17 protein-coding genes and 1 pseudogene are annotated in these 15,978 nt (G+C 42.7%); 5 read left to right on the forward strand and 13 right to left on the reverse strand.

Features of this window, described 5'->3' with window-relative positions:
* Window positions 1-495: 495 nt before the first annotated feature.
* Genes RBH91_RS11625 through RBH91_RS11635 form a run of 3 tightly spaced genes read right to left on the reverse strand, consistent with a single transcriptional unit; the run spans window position 496 to window position 2,224 of the window.
* Window positions 496-966, reverse strand: a complete 471-nt coding sequence (locus RBH91_RS11625) for a GyrI-like domain-containing protein (RefSeq protein WP_307891695.1) — start codon at window positions 964-966, stop codon at window positions 496-498.
* A complete protein-coding gene (locus tag RBH91_RS11630) occupies window positions 963-1,235 on the reverse strand; it encodes a zinc ribbon domain-containing protein (RefSeq protein ID WP_307891696.1) in 273 nt (90 codons plus the stop codon). Before RBH91_RS11630 ends, RBH91_RS11625 begins: the two co-directional genes overlap by 4 nt.
* A 53-nt stretch (window positions 1,236-1,288) precedes the next feature.
* The gene (locus RBH91_RS11635) at window positions 1,289-2,224 is read right to left on the reverse strand and encodes a helix-turn-helix transcriptional regulator (protein WP_307891697.1); all 936 of its coding nucleotides are present in this window, start codon (window positions 2,222-2,224) and stop codon (window positions 1,289-1,291) included.
* Between the two features lie 270 nt (window positions 2,225-2,494).
* On the opposite strand from RBH91_RS11635, the gene RBH91_RS11640 reads away from it, so the two are divergent.
* On the forward strand, window positions 2,495-2,908 hold the full coding sequence (locus RBH91_RS11640; protein ID WP_239693602.1) for a CcdC protein domain-containing protein: 414 nt from the start codon (window positions 2,495-2,497) through the stop codon (window positions 2,906-2,908).
* Between the two features lie 37 nt (window positions 2,909-2,945).
* Here the strand turns inward: RBH91_RS11640 and czrA are convergent, their stop codons facing one another.
* The 3 genes from czrA to RBH91_RS11655 form a co-directional block, all read right to left on the reverse strand.
* Complete coding sequence (czrA, locus tag RBH91_RS11645) at window positions 2,946-3,278, reverse strand: Zn(II)-responsive metalloregulatory transcriptional repressor CzrA (protein ID WP_307891698.1); 333 nt, start codon at window positions 3,276-3,278, stop codon at window positions 2,946-2,948.
* Between the two features lie 91 nt (window positions 3,279-3,369).
* The gene (locus RBH91_RS11650; protein WP_307891699.1) at window positions 3,370-4,194 is read right to left on the reverse strand and encodes an MBL fold metallo-hydrolase; all 825 of its coding nucleotides are present in this window, start codon (window positions 4,192-4,194) and stop codon (window positions 3,370-3,372) included.
* 309 nt (window positions 4,195-4,503) lie between these two features.
* On the reverse strand, window positions 4,504-4,764 hold the full coding sequence (locus tag RBH91_RS11655; protein ID WP_307891700.1) for a YnfE family protein: 261 nt from the start codon (window positions 4,762-4,764) through the stop codon (window positions 4,504-4,506).
* A 153-nt stretch (window positions 4,765-4,917) separates the two neighbouring features.
* Between RBH91_RS11655 and RBH91_RS11660 the strand changes: the two genes are divergently transcribed.
* Window positions 4,918-6,264 (forward strand): APC family permease, encoded by a 1,347-nt coding sequence (locus tag RBH91_RS11660; protein WP_307891701.1) that lies wholly within the window; start codon window positions 4,918-4,920, stop codon window positions 6,262-6,264.
* 87 nt (window positions 6,265-6,351) lie between these two features.
* Window positions 6,352-7,002 carry a lysozyme family protein gene (locus tag RBH91_RS11665; RefSeq protein WP_076758473.1) on the forward strand — a complete coding sequence of 217 codons (651 nt, stop codon included), beginning with the start codon at window positions 6,352-6,354 and terminating at the stop codon, window positions 7,000-7,002.
* A 118-nt stretch (window positions 7,003-7,120) separates the two neighbouring features.
* Here the strand turns inward: RBH91_RS11665 and RBH91_RS11670 are convergent, their stop codons facing one another.
* The 6 genes from RBH91_RS11670 to RBH91_RS11695 all read right to left on the reverse strand — a co-directional run bounded on the left by RBH91_RS11670 (window position 7,121) and on the right by RBH91_RS11695 (window position 12,583).
* Window positions 7,121-8,107, reverse strand: a complete 987-nt coding sequence (locus tag RBH91_RS11670) for a polysaccharide biosynthesis protein (RefSeq protein ID WP_307891702.1) — start codon at window positions 8,105-8,107, stop codon at window positions 7,121-7,123.
* Window positions 8,108-8,148: 41 nt separating this feature from the next.
* Window positions 8,149-8,787, reverse strand: a complete 639-nt coding sequence (locus RBH91_RS11675; protein WP_307891703.1) for a DUF1796 family putative cysteine peptidase — start codon at window positions 8,785-8,787, stop codon at window positions 8,149-8,151.
* Window positions 8,788-9,011: 224 nt separating this feature from the next.
* Window positions 9,012-9,518, reverse strand: coding sequence for a hypothetical protein (locus RBH91_RS11680; protein ID WP_307891704.1), 507 nt, complete (start codon window positions 9,516-9,518; stop codon window positions 9,012-9,014).
* A 13-nt stretch (window positions 9,519-9,531) separates the two neighbouring features.
* A complete protein-coding gene (locus tag RBH91_RS11685) occupies window positions 9,532-10,737 on the reverse strand; it encodes a glycosyltransferase family 4 protein (protein ID WP_307891705.1) in 1,206 nt (401 codons plus the stop codon).
* Window positions 10,738-10,915: 178 nt separating this feature from the next.
* Window positions 10,916-11,449: a DUF420 domain-containing protein gene (locus RBH91_RS11690; protein ID WP_076758485.1), complete on the reverse strand. Its 534-nt coding sequence runs from the start codon at window positions 11,447-11,449 to the stop codon at window positions 10,916-10,918.
* 153 nt (window positions 11,450-11,602) lie between these two features.
* Window positions 11,603-12,583, reverse strand: coding sequence for a hypothetical protein (locus RBH91_RS11695; RefSeq protein WP_076758487.1), 981 nt, complete (start codon window positions 12,581-12,583; stop codon window positions 11,603-11,605).
* Between the two features lie 232 nt (window positions 12,584-12,815).
* Between RBH91_RS11695 and RBH91_RS11700 the strand changes: the two genes are divergently transcribed.
* Together RBH91_RS11700 and RBH91_RS11705 are read left to right on the forward strand one after the other, a co-directional pair.
* Window positions 12,816-13,325, forward strand: coding sequence for a GNAT family protein (locus tag RBH91_RS11700; RefSeq protein WP_076758489.1), 510 nt, complete (start codon window positions 12,816-12,818; stop codon window positions 13,323-13,325).
* Between the two features lie 57 nt (window positions 13,326-13,382).
* Window positions 13,383-14,280 (forward strand): annotated as a pseudogene (locus RBH91_RS11705) (S66 family peptidase).
* 32 nt (window positions 14,281-14,312) lie between these two features.
* Here RBH91_RS11705 and RBH91_RS11710 read toward each other — a convergent pair.
* The gene (locus RBH91_RS11710) at window positions 14,313-15,902 is read right to left on the reverse strand and encodes a solute:sodium symporter family transporter (protein ID WP_307891706.1); all 1,590 of its coding nucleotides are present in this window, start codon (window positions 15,900-15,902) and stop codon (window positions 14,313-14,315) included.
* Between the last annotated feature and the right edge of the window lie 76 nt (window positions 15,903-15,978).

Consider the following 15,978-nt stretch of genomic DNA (forward strand, 5'->3'; position numbering starts at 1 on the left):
GCAAAAAAATCCTTGGCTGAAAGAGCCAAGGCAAGAAGTGGCTGGTTAAGCCTAATACCTATGACTCAAAAATTGCTGGAGCCATAATGATATGATACTAAAATTTCAGAAAAATGTAAACAATTGTGAGAAATTATCTTTCTTTCCATTTCGGCTGATAGATAGCAAGTCCCATTCAAAAAACGCACGCCTTCATTTCGAGATGTTCGTCTATTTGATAAAGCATTGCTTTGCCTGAGTACTGCACATCCATGCAGGATGGGACAGCATAAATGGCTGAACCTTCTCTGAAACCTGAGAGCACAAGGCTGACCTTTTTCCCGCCCGCTTCCTCAGGTTCGTTTGTGTTGATCAGACTCTGGAATAAAGGTCGCTCATAAAACCCGGGCCTATTTTTATGCTGCTGACGGCTTGAACCGCTGAGGCCATTATCTCTTAAAGGCTTGTAAGCCTAAAAACTGCAAGTTTTTTGCAAATCTTCGTTTTTTAAGACATTTAGATTCCGCGCTTCACAGCTACATATATGGCGACTTGAGCATTGTCCCGGTCAGCTGTTTTTTCATCATACACCTCAAAATCTCCGGTATATGTACGAAGCGCTTTCTGATCCCACTCCCAAATTTCCCGCCATGTTTCAATGACTACTTCTTCTATCCGGCCCCGCCGCGAGATGAAGACGGCATATTCAGAGGCCGGAAGCGTCATGACATTGAAAACGTCCTGTTCTTGTTCAATAAAAGTTCCGATTGAAAATGTATATGTGCCATGTTCATCTGTTTCATAATCGGAATAGAGCGCGATGATATCACGCGGGATTTGAAATGAGGGCAGCGGCTTTTCTTTCTGGAACAATTCCCACATTGAAGGAATTTTGCCCTTTTCAGAAGCTTCTTCTTCATTGCTCGTTACAGTCGATATCCCTGTAAATAACTTTGCATTCAATTTTTCAAAATGGGAGAAGCTCATCCTGCATGCTCCCCTGTTGCTATCCATCGTTTTAAATGCGGGAGCGTGCTTTCAAGCAGCGCTCTCGCTTCCGCTTCTGTTTTGCCCTCCTCTTTTAGATAAGGCACACATATCTCAATCATCTCTTCAAGGGTGGCATCAGGCTGCTTAAACTCTCCATTTTCATAGCAGTACATGCAGTAGTCGCGGTTTTTGCTTCCATCCTTTTCTGTTCCAAGCAGGGCGCTAGTCATCAGCATCCCGCAGCTTTGACAATATAATGTTTCCATTGCTCATTCCTCCTTTATCAAAAGCATACAAAAAGAAACCTGACAGCACTGTGTCAAGTTTCATATAAATCAACAATTTGCTTCGCCAATGTTTTTACTTTTTGACGGACATGAGGGGGATCAACGATTTCGATATGGGTTCCGAATTGAAGCAAAAACCCATAGAGCCACTGATCATCGGGATAGGATATAGAGGCGGTGCATCTGCCGTTTTCATATGTAAGGGCTTCAGAGCCAAACCATTCTCTCGCCAAAAGCTCTCCTGACGGATGGATAAGAAGGGTGATCTTTGTCATGTTTTCCGGCTTATGCCATGCTGTCTCCCAAGGAAGAGCGGCCAAATTGACCTCCCTCCTTTGAAACTGTCCGGGCAGAATGTTGATGTCTTTCATTCGAACCAGCTTAAAAAAACGAAACGCTTGTCTTTGAAGGCAATAAGCATACAGATACCAATGCCGCGCCTTTAAAACGAGTGTGTGAGGTTCTGTGAGACGTTCTCCTGTTTGTCCGTCCCTTTTTACATATGTGAAAGATACGATATTCAAGCTGTCCGCTGCTTGATGCAAAAGTCTGATCTTTTCCTTTATTCCCGTGCTTTCCCCCCAGGATGAGATATCGATAAACCACTTTTGCGTTTTTTCGCGGAACGCAGGCATTTCTTCCTCTGAGACGAGAAGGCGGATCTTTTCCAGCGCGCTTCCCTGCTGAAATGCCTCATAGGTCGCTGAAACGCTTTCCAGCGCCGTGGTGATCGCCGCCAGCTCATCTGCTGAAAGAAGCTTGTTTTCCAGGCGAAACTGCTCCATGATGCTGATTCCCCCGCCTGCTCCCTGTGAGGTGACAATCGGGATGCCGGCCTGATTGATCGCTTCAATGTCCCGGTAGATCGTTCTGACCGAAACTTCGAAGATATCAGCAAGCTCTTTAGCCTGTACGCGCCGTTTTCTGACTAATAAAATAACGATCGCCAGCAGCCGGTCAATTTTCATAAATAAACCCTCTCTATCCATGCGTTTTTATTCTTTTACTTTAGCACAACTGGTGATGCTTAAAATAACAAAAAAGAGGATCTCCGTCCTATTTCTCTTCAAAACTAAACTTTAAGGTTACGATTGAAACAGTTTGGACATATACTCCTCTAGAAAGGAGGTTTTAAAAAAATTACACTTTACTTTGCCCAGTTCTTCGCCATTGTTTTGATCGTCTACTTAAGATTAAAACGGTCCATCGGTTTTCAGCCATTAAAGCCTGTGCGCATGATGTTCAGAATCGTTATTTTTTCCGGTATTTTCCTGTTCCTCCTGACGATGAGCGCCCTTCATCCTTTATCATACCTTTACGATTTGATTGGCATCATACTCGGACTCATGCTGACAGCGTATGCGCTTAAAAATGTATCCATTGAAAATCGCGATGGCGTAATTTATTTTCGGACACATTTATGGGTTGAACTGCTTGTACTTTGCTTGTTTTTATACAGGTTTCTCTCCCGAATCATCGAAATCAATGTGCAGCAAGGTGATTTAATAAACGGCGGTTCAGCAGCATACGGGGCGTTTTTTGCACAAGATCCGGCGACAATGATCGGTTTTTTTGTACTGGCTGTTTATTATGTCGGTTTCTCTTTTTTTGTTTTAAAAAAGGGGAAAATAGAGGATAACCGCTCAGTATAAAAGGCAAACTCTTGTGCCGAGTTTGCCTTTTATATGATCAGTCATGCTGTGTGTGATGGATCATTTGCTGAAGGACATCCAGGACATGCTGATCCTCAGGGGAATAAAAAATCGAAGTCCCCGCTCTTCTTGATTTCACAAGGCGCAAGTTTTTCAAAAATCTGAGCTGATGAGAAACGGTCGACTGAAGAAGACCCAGCCTCTCTGCGATTTCATTTACCGAATGCTCGCCTTGAGACAGCAAATGAAGGATTTTAATTCTCGTTGGGTCTGAGAGCGCTTTAAACGTCTGTGAGACAAGAAATAGGGTTTCTTCATCCAGCTCAGCCCGCTCTTGTTCTTCTGTTGTTTCTTGTTTGTGCTCGTCCATGTACTCACCTTTTCCGCGCGACATTTACCTTCATATCATATACTAAAACATACCGGATTGAAAAGTTATCCGCTATGCTTCAATGTTTCGGTTATGTAGAGAACAGCGTCCCATCAACGGCTTTTATATATCGTTCGGCAGACTGCTGAACACGTTCTCCTGCGCTTTTTTTCACTGCCCGGTGAAAAGCATTGTACAGCCTGTTAAACGGGATGTCCTTCACTTGATCAGCCATTTGCTTCACTTTGCGGGCCGGCAGCGGTATCAGGTTGGGGTAGCTGTACATAAAGCTGACCCACTCCTGATCTTGCACGACTTGGATGATATCCCCCGTGAGCAGGATTCCGTTCCCGCCATCTCCGTTTTTCCAATGACACACGGCTCCGCCTTTAAAATGACCGCCCAGCCGATGCAAAGTAAGCCCCTCAGATAGTTCAAGAGATTCACCGGACCAAAACACGATTCGCTCACTCGGCCTTTGCACCCATTCCTTATCATCCTCATGAATATAGATCGGCGCATCAAAGGCTTCAGCCCATTCTGCCTGAGTTGAATAGTAATGAGGATGTGACAGAGCAATCGCTTGAATGCCGCCCAGTTTTTTAATATCTTCAAGTGTTTTTTGATCTAAATATGTTATACAGTCCCATAGCAAATGAAAGCCGGATTCCTGAATCAAATAGGCTGTTTGGCCGATGCTAAGCCTCGGTTTTGTCGTCAGGCTGTACAAATACTCCTCTTCAAAACAGATTTCATTTTGAAATGCGCGGCTTTGCTTCAACTCTTCAAGTGTTGTCCATGCTTGACCGTCGGGGTTGACATATTGCCTTTCTTCATTGCAGATGATGCATTCCGCAGGCGGTGAGGTGCTTAGATCATATTGTACACCGCAAGTTGTACAAATATAGTTTTTCAAATTTCTCCTCCCCTTTCTATCTTAGATTACCATATTCCAATCAAGCTATTTTGAATTTTTAGTCATTTCGGTTGATATTCTTTCCAATTCGCGAATCTAGCTGCACCTCCCTACGGAGTAAGCTTTGGCATTTCAAGCTAAAACAGAAGCTGCTAGAAACGGCGAATAAAATGATGTGCGGTCCATCAGGTGCATTTCCCCGTCCCTTTTTGCATTATCCTGATTAAAAGAGAGATCATCTTGAAATCTATCAGCTCTATCTCCGTATTAGCATAATAGACTCATTTATAACCAAAACAGCACCCGATCTTACGGACGCTGTTTGCTTGCTTGCTGATAGACATGCTCCAGCTGGGAAAATGTAATGTCGCCAGCCGCACAATCTACAGCCGCGTCAACAATTTGATCAAAGCCTTCGGCTGAGATGCTTTTCTCTTTGATCTGTCTTTCATAGTTTTCGATCTCTTCCTGCTGTTTGCTTAAATCTTCTTCTTTTCCATCGTAATCAGATGCGGTCATCGTCTCCATATTTCGTTTTACAGCTTCTAGATAGCCTTCTAGATCATCCATGTGACATTCTCCTTGCTTTTTTTAAAAGCTTTTGCCAAACATGATGTTTTTATACTGCTAAAAAAGGGTTTTTACACGCTTGCTAGCGCATCAAAAAACATTTAAAATATGTTTAATTTACATCATCTGAACCATAAGGAGTTTTAGAAATCATTGAAAAACGAAAGTGCACTTAAACGAAGCCTTACACTCGGTCCGCTTGTCGTGATCGGGCTTGCTTACATGGATCCGCTCGTTGTGTTTGATTCATACGGTGTGGTCGCCCAGATGACAAAAGGACATGTTCCGGCGGCATATCTATTCACGGTCGCCGCTTTACTGCTGACGGCTTTAAGCTACGGCAGCATGGTCAAAGCCTATCCAAAAGCCGGATCAGTTTATACATATGCATATGAAAGCATACATCCCTATGCCGGATTTTTAGCAGGCTGGACGATTATGCTCGACTATTTATTTTTGCCGATGGTGAATTTTGCGATCGGCAGCGCTTATCTGTCAGCGGCTTTTCCGGACATCCCCCACGGTCTGTGGGTGGTCTTGCTCGCTTTATCAATAACGGCTGTCAATATGATCGGCATTCAATTAACAGCAAACATTACGGCGCTGTTTGTCGCCTTTCAAGTGATCGTTGCACTGACCTTTGCCGGGTTTATGATCGCAGGTCTTGCCAGCGGACTTGGCACTGGGAAGCTGATTTCAGCCGATCCTTTTTATCATCCTGATTTAAAGCCATCTCTCATTGTGTCAGGAGCAACGATTTTGTGTTTTTCCTTTTTAGGCTTTGATGCCATTTCCACGATGTCGGAAGAAACGATTCACCCGAAAAAGAATATTCCTCTGGCGATCTTTTTAACGGTTGCAGTCGGCGGAACGCTGTTCACTGTGATGTCCTATTTGATGCAGCAGGTATATCCATTTTATGATCGCTTCCAGCATGCCGACTCAGCATCTTTGGAGATCGCCCTTTATACCGGCGGCGCTTTTCTGCGGTCTTTCTTTTTAGCGGGGACGATGGTGGCTGTGATTTCCTCCTCCCTATCCTCACATGCGAGCGCTTCACGGCTGCTGTATGCAATGGGACGCGACAATTCATTGCCGAAGCGCTTTTTCGGCTATATTCATCCGACATTGAAAACCCCGGTTTTAAACATTATATTCATCGGGCTGATTTCACTGACGGCGATGATTGGCGAATTAGAGGTCATCTATTCGTTCATCAGCTTCGGCGCTTTAATCGGGTTTATATTTGTGCATCTGTCCGTCATCGGCCACTACTACATCCGCCGGCGGGAAAAAGGAATATTACATGTGATGCGCTATTTGATTCTGCCTTTTTTGGGAGCCTTGTTTTGCGGATGGCTGCTGTTAAGCCTCAGCAAAAATGCTTTAATCATAGGAGCCGTTTGGCTGATTGCAGGCTTTTTATACTTTTGGTTCAGGGTGCGGTCCCTCCCGGATGTCACTTTTGGATTTGATCAAAATTATCAACAGAAGCGCTGATGATATCGCTTGGTCTCATGATTAATCTGTGTCATAATAAATGGGTTGTATACTGTTTTGCACTAGGGCGTTACAGAGGTGAAACCATTGAAGAGAAAGAAATCGGGATGTTTAGCCGGAGCAGGCTGCTTGTCTGTTTTTTTGTTTGTTCCCTTGATCATATTCTTTGCCCTCTCCGGCCAGGAACAATTGAAATGGCTTCCTCTCGATACTGAAACGAATATTATCGAGAGATTAACAGACTACAAGCCTTTTGTAGAAGAAGAACTCGAAGAGAAGGGGCTGCCGCAATACACTTCTCTCTTATTGGGAATGATGTATCAAGAATCAAAAGGCAGAGGCAATGATCCTTTACAGTCCTCGGAATCTCTCGGTATGAAGCGAAATGAAATCGATGATCCGAAAGCCAGTATTAAACAAGGTGTGCGCCATTTTGCAGATATGTATCAAAAGGGACAGAAAAAAGGAGTCGATTTAGAAACGATCATTCAAAGCTATAATATGGGATCAGGCTATATCGATTATGTCTCTCAGCACGGCGGGAAACACACGGAAAAACTGGCAAAGGAATTTTCCGAAGAACAAGTGAAAAAGAATCCCGATCTATATAACTGCGGAGGAGATAAGAACAATTTCCGCTACCCTTATTGCTACGGTGATTTCTCGTATACGGAAAAAGTAATGGAACGGACAAAGAAGGTAGAAGAACATATTGAAGGTTTAACGCTGGAGCATTAACCGGCTGACGTGCTGGGCCTCCGCCCGGTTCGTCAGGTTAAACCGCAGCGAACATAAGCATCGCCTGCTGATCGCATGCCATGCTTTTGATCTGTCCGCAAATATCCATCCCTTGACATTAATCTAAAAAACCGCCCGCTTTCATCATCTCTTTCACTTCATCTTTTGAAATTAATAGGTCTTTTGAGCTTAACTTTTCAGTTTTTAAAGGCTCACACCCGGCGTAATGTGCGTATAGTTCCGGAATATTGACCGTAGGAAGCACAACTGAAAGATCCTCCGTAAATGAAACAGCATGCTGGCGCTCATGAGACGAAATCAGCAGTTCATGAAGTTTTTCACCCGGTCTTACTCCGCTTTCCATGATAGAAGTGCCGCTGTTTCCGTATATGTCAATCAGAACCTCGGCCATGTCTAATATTTTGCAAGCCGGTGAATTCATGATGAAAATTTCTCCGCCTTTTCCATGAACCGCAGCTTTTAATAGCAACTGAATCGTTTTTTCCTTTGTTAAAAAGAAGCGGGTCATTCTCTTATCCGTGATGGTCACTTGGTTCTTTTGGCTGATTTGATCTTTAAAAAGCTGGAGAACGCTTCCGCTGCTTCCAAGCACATTTCCTCCTCTTACACAAATAAAGGCCGTTTCTCCATACAGCTGGTTCGCATAAACGATCAGCTTTTCACCGATCGCCTTTGTCATTCCGTAAAAATTAACAGGGTCTGCCGCTTTGTCAGTCGATACGTTGATCACTTTTTGCACATTATTTTCGATGGCTGCTTCGATAACGTTTTCTGTCCCTGCTACATTGGTTTTCAAGGCTTCAAGCGGCTGTTCCTCACAAACCGGTACATGTTTCAGCGCGGCTAAATGAAATACGTAATCGACTCCTTTAAGCCCTGAATTAAGGGCTTTTCGATCGCGGATATCACCGATGAAAAATGTGAGCCTCGGATCTTCAATCTCCCTTCTCATTTGAACCTGTCTTTCTTCATTCCTGGAAAACACCGTGATTTTTTTAGGGTTTAAGGATAGCAGCTGAAGGATGAGTTCATGGCCCCAAGATCCTGTTCCCCCAGTAATAAAAATTGTTTTATTCTCAAACATCCCTTTTCCTCCTTCAGTAAACATCGGATGGAAATATATTGCTATCCGATTTTGACTCCTTCAAGCATCGATGTCCACAAATCATTATTTGATTCCCATATTTCTTTATCAGGTAATTCAACAGCGCAAACTTTCTGCAAAGGCCAATTCTTTTCGACAATGCCCGTGACGTTAGAATGCCGCACCAGAAGGACATGGAAGTCATGCTGAACCAAATCTGATAAAATGCGTTCAAGTTCCTGCGCTTCTTCTAAACTGCCTTCTGTTCTGACAAATAACAGTCGGCTGCCTGTTGACATTTTTTCTAAAAAACGATTAATTCTTCTGTTGAATTTCTCCATTACAGCAGGATAAGTTGCCAAATGGTCAAGTGTATTTTCTTCTGCATCAAAATCATGGACGGAGCCAATGTTATAAAAGTCGTCCACTACATAAATAGTAGAACCCTCTTTTTTTTCTCCAGTATTATAGCCGATTATTCTGAGGTTTTTCGGATCCATAAAACCTGCAAACCTATTTTGAAGAAGCCGGTTAAGATCTGTGAGGGAATGAATACTCACCCAGTCGAGAGGACCTGCAAACGGCCTTAAATTATTTTTTCTCAGTTGTATGGCCGCCAAACAAAGATGTCCTAAGCTGAAAACGGCATCATAATGGCCTTCTATGACTTTTAAATTCATGTTCCTAACACCCCGTTATCCCTCCTATTAAAACTAGCTTTGATTCCGTTAATAGGGAAATTTGAAGCAAAGCTCTACTTTTTAGTATTGTATGCCGCATGCGCGGGAAAGGTAAAAGACAGCCACCTATTCCTTCATGATTTGAAAGAGAAATAGCGGAAAATGAGAATAATAGGATAAAATAAAAGCCTTCGATTTTCGAAGGCTTATCATAACTTAATGTTTTAAATGTTTTGGTGTTCCTCTCTATTGCCCTCTGCTGCTTGCAGAATTTTTACTGTTTCAGTATTGGCAAGAGTATGATCTTCAGGTAATGATTCTTTAAGCGTCTTTAAAACATCTTGATTTAAACTTTGATTAATTTTCGTTTCTTCAGATTTGGTTAAAACGGCATCTGTAGGCAATGATGCTATGATTTCTTCTAAATCTTCACGATCCATATTACCTGAGGCTGCTGCTGTTTGAATATCCTTTAAAATCCTCTCATTACTCTCCAAAAGAACACTGTTCATATCATTAAAGATGGAAGATAAATCTGTCAATAAAGGCTTAATGCTGTCGTCAACATCTCCTAAATCCGGTTCTTCCGTGGAAACCAAAGAGCTGTCCTGTGGTTGCTTTACCCTTTCTTCAGCCAATTCGAAAAGCATTTCCAAATACTTCGCCCACCAATCTGCATCCATTTCTTTATTTAAAGTCTCGAGCAAATGATTGATAATTTGATTTTTCATTTGACCTCACTCCTTAATACTTATTCGTATTTTGATAAACATCGAGGACATTTCTGACAGCTTGATCCATATCCCAATGTTTCTTGGCAAACTCACTGGCGTTTGCTCCTAATGTTGTTCTATAATCATCATCTTCCAGTAAGCGGCCTAGCAAATGTGCTAAAGCATTCTCATCCCCTTTAGGCGCGATAAGACCAGTCACTTCATGATTCACCATTTCAGGCAGGCCTCCGGCATCACTAACAATAACAGGAACCCCGGCAATTTGTGCTTCAATTACAGATAAAGGCTGATTATCCAATAGACTCGGAAGAACATACATATCGGCAAGGGACAGTAGATAAGGTACATCATCACGATTTTTCAGAAAGACGACGTCATCTGAAAGACCAAGCTGGTCACTTAGAATTCTAAGCCCTGCGAGCTTCTCCCCTTCCCCTACAATCCAGCATACCCAGTCATTCCGAGTGTTTTTTAACTGGCCCAGCGCTGACAGTAAATGATGAACACCCTTGTTTTCAATAAGCCTTCCGGTAAATAGAATGACTTTTTTGTCTGTCTGAGGCACTTCCGCTGTTTTTGTGTTCATCCGTTTTATAAAACCTTCAATATCATATCCGTACTGCATGACGCGGACTTGCCGCTTAGGAACCGAAAACTCTCCCGTTAAAATGTTCTTTAGCCAATTGTTGGCGACAATTGTCGTATCCGCTGATGTGGCACCCTTTTGTTCAAGATGGTCAAAATATGCTCTTGCCATATGAGGTGTGGAGGATTTGTGGATCGTTTTAAGCTGGTCCCTGATTTCGTAAGCGACATTACCGTGAAGTGTTGTGACAAGTGCCGTATTTTTGGGAAGCACCCTTTTGAGGCTTGTGCTAGAGATGACATCTTGCGCATGAATCAGATCATATTTTTCTAAGCCTAAATAAGCGGCTGCCAGCTCATAAACACAACGCTGAATCTCGGTATAATTGACCAATTGATTTACTTGAATTTCTGGAATATCCTTCATGATTGTATTTACCAAAGGAAGGAGCTGATCTGTTTCTATGCTGCGATTTTCATTCACAATATGAACAATGCTGTTGTCGTCCCCAAATCCGAGTAAATCTACTTCATGTCCTAATGACTCAAGTTTTTCTTTCAGTTGGACCATATATGTCCATACACCACCTACATGGGGTATATTCCAATAAGTGGCAAGAAGTATTTTCATATGCATCTCCCTTTTTCATTTCTTTTAAAATGCTCTAATTATGTATATTTACTATCTCTATATCTTGTGTAGACGATTATCTATTTTTAAGCGCAATATTTTTTAAGGAAGAAAATGTTTTGCAGATGAGAAGGCAAAAAAAAAGCCGGCGACGTTTTTCGCGCGGCTTTTTCATTTTTTAATAGTAAGGCGAAATCATCATATAAACGAGAACACCTGTCAGGCTGACATACAGCCATAGCGGCATCGTCCAGCGGGCAATCTTGCGGTGGCGTTCAACCTGCATGCTCAAGCCCCGGAACAAAGTAAATAATGCGAGCGGAACGATCAAAGCCGACAGCACAATGTGTGTGATCAGGATAAAAAAGTAGATCGGCCTTATGATCCCTTCCCCTCCAAAATGAGTGTCAGGCATCAGCGAATGATACGTCAGGTATGAAACAAGAAAGATTGTAGTCGTGGTAAAAGCGGCAAAAATAAATCGTTTGTGCGCTTTAATATTTTTTTGCTTGATCATGATCAGCGCTGCCACTAAAAAAATGAATGTAAAACTATTGCAGACTGCGTTGAGCAGAGGCAAAAAAGTCAAATCCAAGTGGGCGAACTTGTCGCTTTTCGGCATGAAAAACAGCAGCGCGATGACGCCGTTGATGATGAGCGTCAAAGCAACAACGATGCCTGTATAGTTTTTATTTTTTTCTGTATGACTCATAGTGAATAATCTCTCCTATTGTGCAAGCTATCCAAATCGTATGCAAATTTAAGAGGAATGTCAACGTTTTCGCTCTGTTCGTCAGAATTTAGACATAGAATAGACAAAAATCCCCTCCAAGTAAAAACCTGGAGAGGATCAAGGGTCAAAATCCTAGAAATTCATTGCGTCAGCTGCCATCAGGCTCTGTAATTCATCTTCTGTCACAATATCTTCTTTTTTCGGTTTGTGATCGAATGTCACGTCACCATCAATATTTTTGTAAGTCGTTGATGTCGTGATGCCGAATGATTGAGGGGCTTTTTCACTGTCAACTCCTATTGAGATATCCGCATTTTCAGTCAAAAGGTTTTCTTTGTCATCAATTGTTGATGTCACATCAAATTTCTTGAACGTGATATCTTTCAATCCATCTTTAATCTTGTCGAGCTCTTGTTTCGGAACCGCTTCTCCTGTAGCATCCCCGGCGATCTCGATGAACTTGACAACCGCTGCTTTGATTTCTTTGTCGCTAAAGCTGAATGCGACTTTCTGTTTAGCGCCCTGCTCTTTCTCTTTATCTGTCAAGTCTGCCTTTTCAAATTTATCTGCCGGCAGGTTGTCCGCAGCTTTTTGAATGGACTCCATCACTTGTTTTTGAATTTCTTCCGTATCTTTTGAAGAAGATTTGTCTTCATCAAGCGGGAATTCAAGATATTTTCCTTTCACACTGTCAAAATTCATGCCGGCTGTTCCAAGGAAAATACCGAAGCTGTCTAGCACACTGTCAATTTTGATATAGCCGACTTGTTTCTTTTCGTCCATATAAACTGGAATGTCAAAATCAAACGACATATTTTGAACTTTGAGCTGAGCTTTAATCACAGCTTCTGACTGTTTTGTTTTCGCATCTGTTTTTCCGCTGATTGTGATGTTGGCATTGTTTAGCATGTCAGCGATTTGCTTATCCTCAGCTCCCAGATTGGAAGCATCTACTTTCAATCCGATATCACTCGAAAATTCGTATGAATCCGCAGCAAGAAGCTTTTTATAAGCAGCTGCGTATGATCCTTTTGGATCAGCCTGCTGACACGCAGCCAATGCTAGAACAAAAGCTGACAGCAGCAAAAATAGAAACCAATTTTTTTTCTTCAAAATGAAACGCTCCTTTTGTCATATTTTTTTCTGGGTTTAAGAGGATATAAAGTCATGTATCCTAGTGATTTTCACCAGAAGTCATAAGCATTCTATCATAAAAAAAATAATAGAATGTGAAAATTTTGCTTAAAATTACATTAAAATTTATTTTTAGAGATCGATTTGCAAATTCATATTGTTTCTACTATAATCGAAAACTGTATGTTTTTTATGGAAAGGAGCATGTTTTATGTTAACAGAAGAAGAATTGCAGAAAGACAGCTCCGACTTGCAGAAGGAATTGAATGACCTGCAATTTCAGCTGTTTCGGATGCGAGAAAATATGAAGGATATTTCAAAAGATTCGCGGGTGCTCGGCATTGATCAATCGAAAGATGATGAATGGATGATCGTCCATTCGATTGATGATGGCCGGACATGCAAGATCATGCTCAGCGACTGCCAGTCGCCATATCGCGGCAGATGCGATTTTTCGCTCGTGGCCTCCTACAGCGCAGAAGAACGGGCGATTCATATTGGGGATATTAAAGGACCGGCAGGCTATGGCTACGGTTCCATCTGTATGAAGTATTTAAAAGAAAAAGCCCGTGAACATAACATCCCGGTCATTACCGGAGACATCGCCGAACGGGATTGGGATCATGTAAACCGCTTAATTCATTTTTATGAAAAGCATCATTTTGATGTCACGATTGATCCTGATGCCAAATCAGGAGAAATTCAATGGTATGATGTTTAAATGATGGCCGATTTATGATGAAATGGAAGGAAACAGACAAGCCCCCCTTCAAGAAGCATGTCCCTTTTAAAGACAGAGCAAATAGAACAAGCAAAAATGGTTCTCGAACGTCTTGGGTTTCATGTCTCATTTTCAGCCCATGCAGAAGAGATTGATGCGTTTGCCTCTTCCAGCATTGAATCCAGAGTCAACGATCTTCATGAAGCATTTTCAGACCCGGAAGTCAAAGCGATTTTGAGTGTCCTTGGCGGTTATAACAGCAATCAGCTTCTGACCCATTTGGATTACAGGCTGATCAAGTCCAACCCTAAGATCTTCTGCGGTTTTTCGGATATGACCGCCCTCGCCTCGGCAATAGACAGGCCTTGTCACCTATTCAGGCCCTCATTTTTCCAGTTTTTCAATGAAACAGGGCTTGAACTATACGAAAGATTATTTTTTAAAGTGTATCTGTTCAGACAGTCCGTTCGAAATTGAACCATCTGAATGGCGGTGCGATGAAATCTGGACAGAAGAACAGCCGCAGCTCAATGACGGCCCGATTGTGATCAATGTAGGTGCAGCAGACGGCAAGATCCTCGGAGGAAATTTATGTACACTCAACCTTCTTCAAGGAACGGAATATTTCCCTGATTTAAAAGACACTGTTTTGTTTGTGGAAGATGACTGGGAATCTTCGGCGGCTTTTTTTGACCGGGATTTGCAGTCATTGCTTCAGCTTCACGATTTTTCTTTTGTTAAAGCAGTTGTCATTGGCCGCTTTCAGCAAGCATCCGGCGTGTCGATCGGCCTGCTCAAAAAAATCATTCAAACCAAAAAAGAACTTTCTTCAATACCAGTCATCGCAAATATCGATTTTGGCCACACAATTCCGTTTTTTACATTTCCAATCGGAGGACGTTGTCGGATCGTTGCACGAAAAGGCAAAGTCTGCCTTCATATCACGAAACATTAAAGGCAGAGGCTTTAGTCCTCTGCCTTTCTTCTTTATTGAGCAAGCCCCCATGGAGAAAATAAAAGATAAATACCGGCCATTAGGCAAATGACCAAAATTGAGGCCAGTTTTGCATGCTTCCACGGCTGCAGATCAACACGGGCTTTTCTTTCAAGCTTAAACTCCCGGGCCCGCGGCCGAATCTTGCCGATGAATAGCATAAGCAGCACCGAAAACGGAAATAAAACGGCTAAAATATATAAGAAATGGATATGGCCAAAGAAAACTTTTGAAACGGTATATAGAGCAATATGTGCGGGAATGGCCCATTTCACGGCTACTGCCGGCACTTTTTTTGAGCAGAATCCGACGACGACGGCCGCTAAAACTGGCACATTGAAAAACCCGAACATCTCCTGCAGATAATTATAAAGCCCTGACGGCGCAAACAAAATAAAAGGCGCGATGATAATAGATACGGCCGCGAGCACAACGACAAATACCCTGCCTGTTGTGACAAGCTCTTCATCTTTCGCATCCGGCTTATAAATCGGCTTGTATAAGTCCAATGTGAACAATGTAATCGTACTGTTGAGCGCCCCGTTAAACGAGCTGAGAATTGCGCCGAATAAAATAGCGGCAAAAACTCCGACAAGTGCGGTCGGCAGCAAATCTACAATCAGCTTGGGATAGACGGTATCGGGATTGGCTATATTTCCCCCATATAGGTGGAAAGCGATAACACCCGGAAGGACGAGATAAAACACGCCAATCGTCTTAAAAACCCCGGCCAGCAAAGCCCCTTTTTGCCCTTCCGCCAAATTCTTGGCTCCGAGCGCCCGCTGAACGATCGACTGATTGACTGCCCAATAAAACAAATTGTTAACCAAGAGACCGGTCAAAATCGCCGGCCAGGGAACTTCTGCAGAGTTGTCCGCTGTTATGGCATTCAGCTTTTCTTTATGGACACTGGTCAGCTCCGTATAGCCGTTCAGCAGACTGCCGTCCCCTATTGCCATGAGCCCAAGCACAAATATGAACAGCCCGCCGAGAATTAAACCGATGCCATATATGGCATCAGCGGATGCCGCAGCTTTAAGTCCGCCGAAAAATATGTAACAGCAGCTGGCAGAACCGATGAACAGCGAAATCAAAAATACTGTTGTAAACGTATTAGTTCCAAGCACGGAAGATATGCCGAATACTTGATCCAAAACGAGGGCTCCAGAGTATAAGACAGTCGGCAGAAAAGATGTCGCATAGCCTAATAATAAGAGGATTGAGACAATTTGCCGCGTCCTTTGATCATATCGTTTTTCAAGAAAGTCGGGTATTGTCGAAACCCCGGAGCTGAGATATCGCGGCAAAAACACGAACGCCAGCATGATGAGCGCAATCGGAGCTGTGACCTCCCAGGCCATCGCACTCATCGTTCCAGAATAGCTTTGCCCGTTTAATCCAACCATTTGTTCTGTCGATAAATTGGTCAATAGCAAAGAGCTTCCGATATAAAGAGCGGTCAAACTGCGGCCGCCGAGAAAATATCCGTCTGAGGTTTTCAAATTAATATCTTTCGTCCTCAGACAAGAAAAAATAAAGATTCCTGCATTGATCAGTAAGAAAGTGATGACAATCCACAGCAAAACTTCTACATCTCCTTTGATCAGCTTTTGATGGGTTTATCTATTCAACTACCCATTTGCCAATCTGAAAAAACAT

Source organism: Bacillus swezeyi, assembly GCF_030908325.1.
Lineage (GTDB): Bacteria > Bacillota > Bacilli > Bacillales > Bacillaceae > Bacillus > Bacillus swezeyi.

What these genes read in the sequence shown, in the direction of transcription:
- RBH91_RS11700 (WP_076758489.1), top strand. Translation starts at nt 12,816, where the DNA reads ATGTTAACAGAAGAAGAATTGCAGAAAGACAGCTCCGACTTGCAGAAG.
- RBH91_RS11625 (WP_307891695.1), bottom strand. Translation starts at nt 966, where the DNA reads ATGAGCTTCTCCCATTTTGAAAAATTGAATGCAAAGTTATTTACAGGG.
- czrA (WP_307891698.1), bottom strand. Translation starts at nt 3,278, where the DNA reads ATGGACGAGCACAAACAAGAAACAACAGAAGAACAAGAGCGGGCTGAG.
- RBH91_RS11655 (WP_307891700.1), bottom strand. Translation starts at nt 4,764, where the DNA reads ATGGATGATCTAGAAGGCTATCTAGAAGCTGTAAAACGAAATATGGAG.
- RBH91_RS11690 (WP_076758485.1), bottom strand. Translation starts at nt 11,449, where the DNA reads ATGAGTCATACAGAAAAAAATAAAAACTATACAGGCATCGTTGTTGCT.
- RBH91_RS11680 (WP_307891704.1), bottom strand. Translation starts at nt 9,518, where the DNA reads ATGAAAAATCAAATTATCAATCATTTGCTCGAGACTTTAAATAAAGAA.
- RBH91_RS11635 (WP_307891697.1), bottom strand. Translation starts at nt 2,224, where the DNA reads ATGAAAATTGACCGGCTGCTGGCGATCGTTATTTTATTAGTCAGAAAA.
- RBH91_RS11675 (WP_307891703.1), bottom strand. Translation starts at nt 8,787, where the DNA reads ATGAATTTAAAAGTCATAGAAGGCCATTATGATGCCGTTTTCAGCTTA.
- RBH91_RS11640 (WP_239693602.1), top strand. Translation starts at nt 2,495, where the DNA reads ATGTTCAGAATCGTTATTTTTTCCGGTATTTTCCTGTTCCTCCTGACG.
- RBH91_RS11685 (WP_307891705.1), bottom strand. Translation starts at nt 10,737, where the DNA reads ATGAAAATACTTCTTGCCACTTATTGGAATATACCCCATGTAGGTGGT.
- RBH91_RS11630 (WP_307891696.1), bottom strand. Translation starts at nt 1,235, where the DNA reads ATGGAAACATTATATTGTCAAAGCTGCGGGATGCTGATGACTAGCGCC.
- RBH91_RS11670 (WP_307891702.1), bottom strand. Translation starts at nt 8,107, where the DNA reads ATGTTTGAGAATAAAACAATTTTTATTACTGGGGGAACAGGATCTTGG.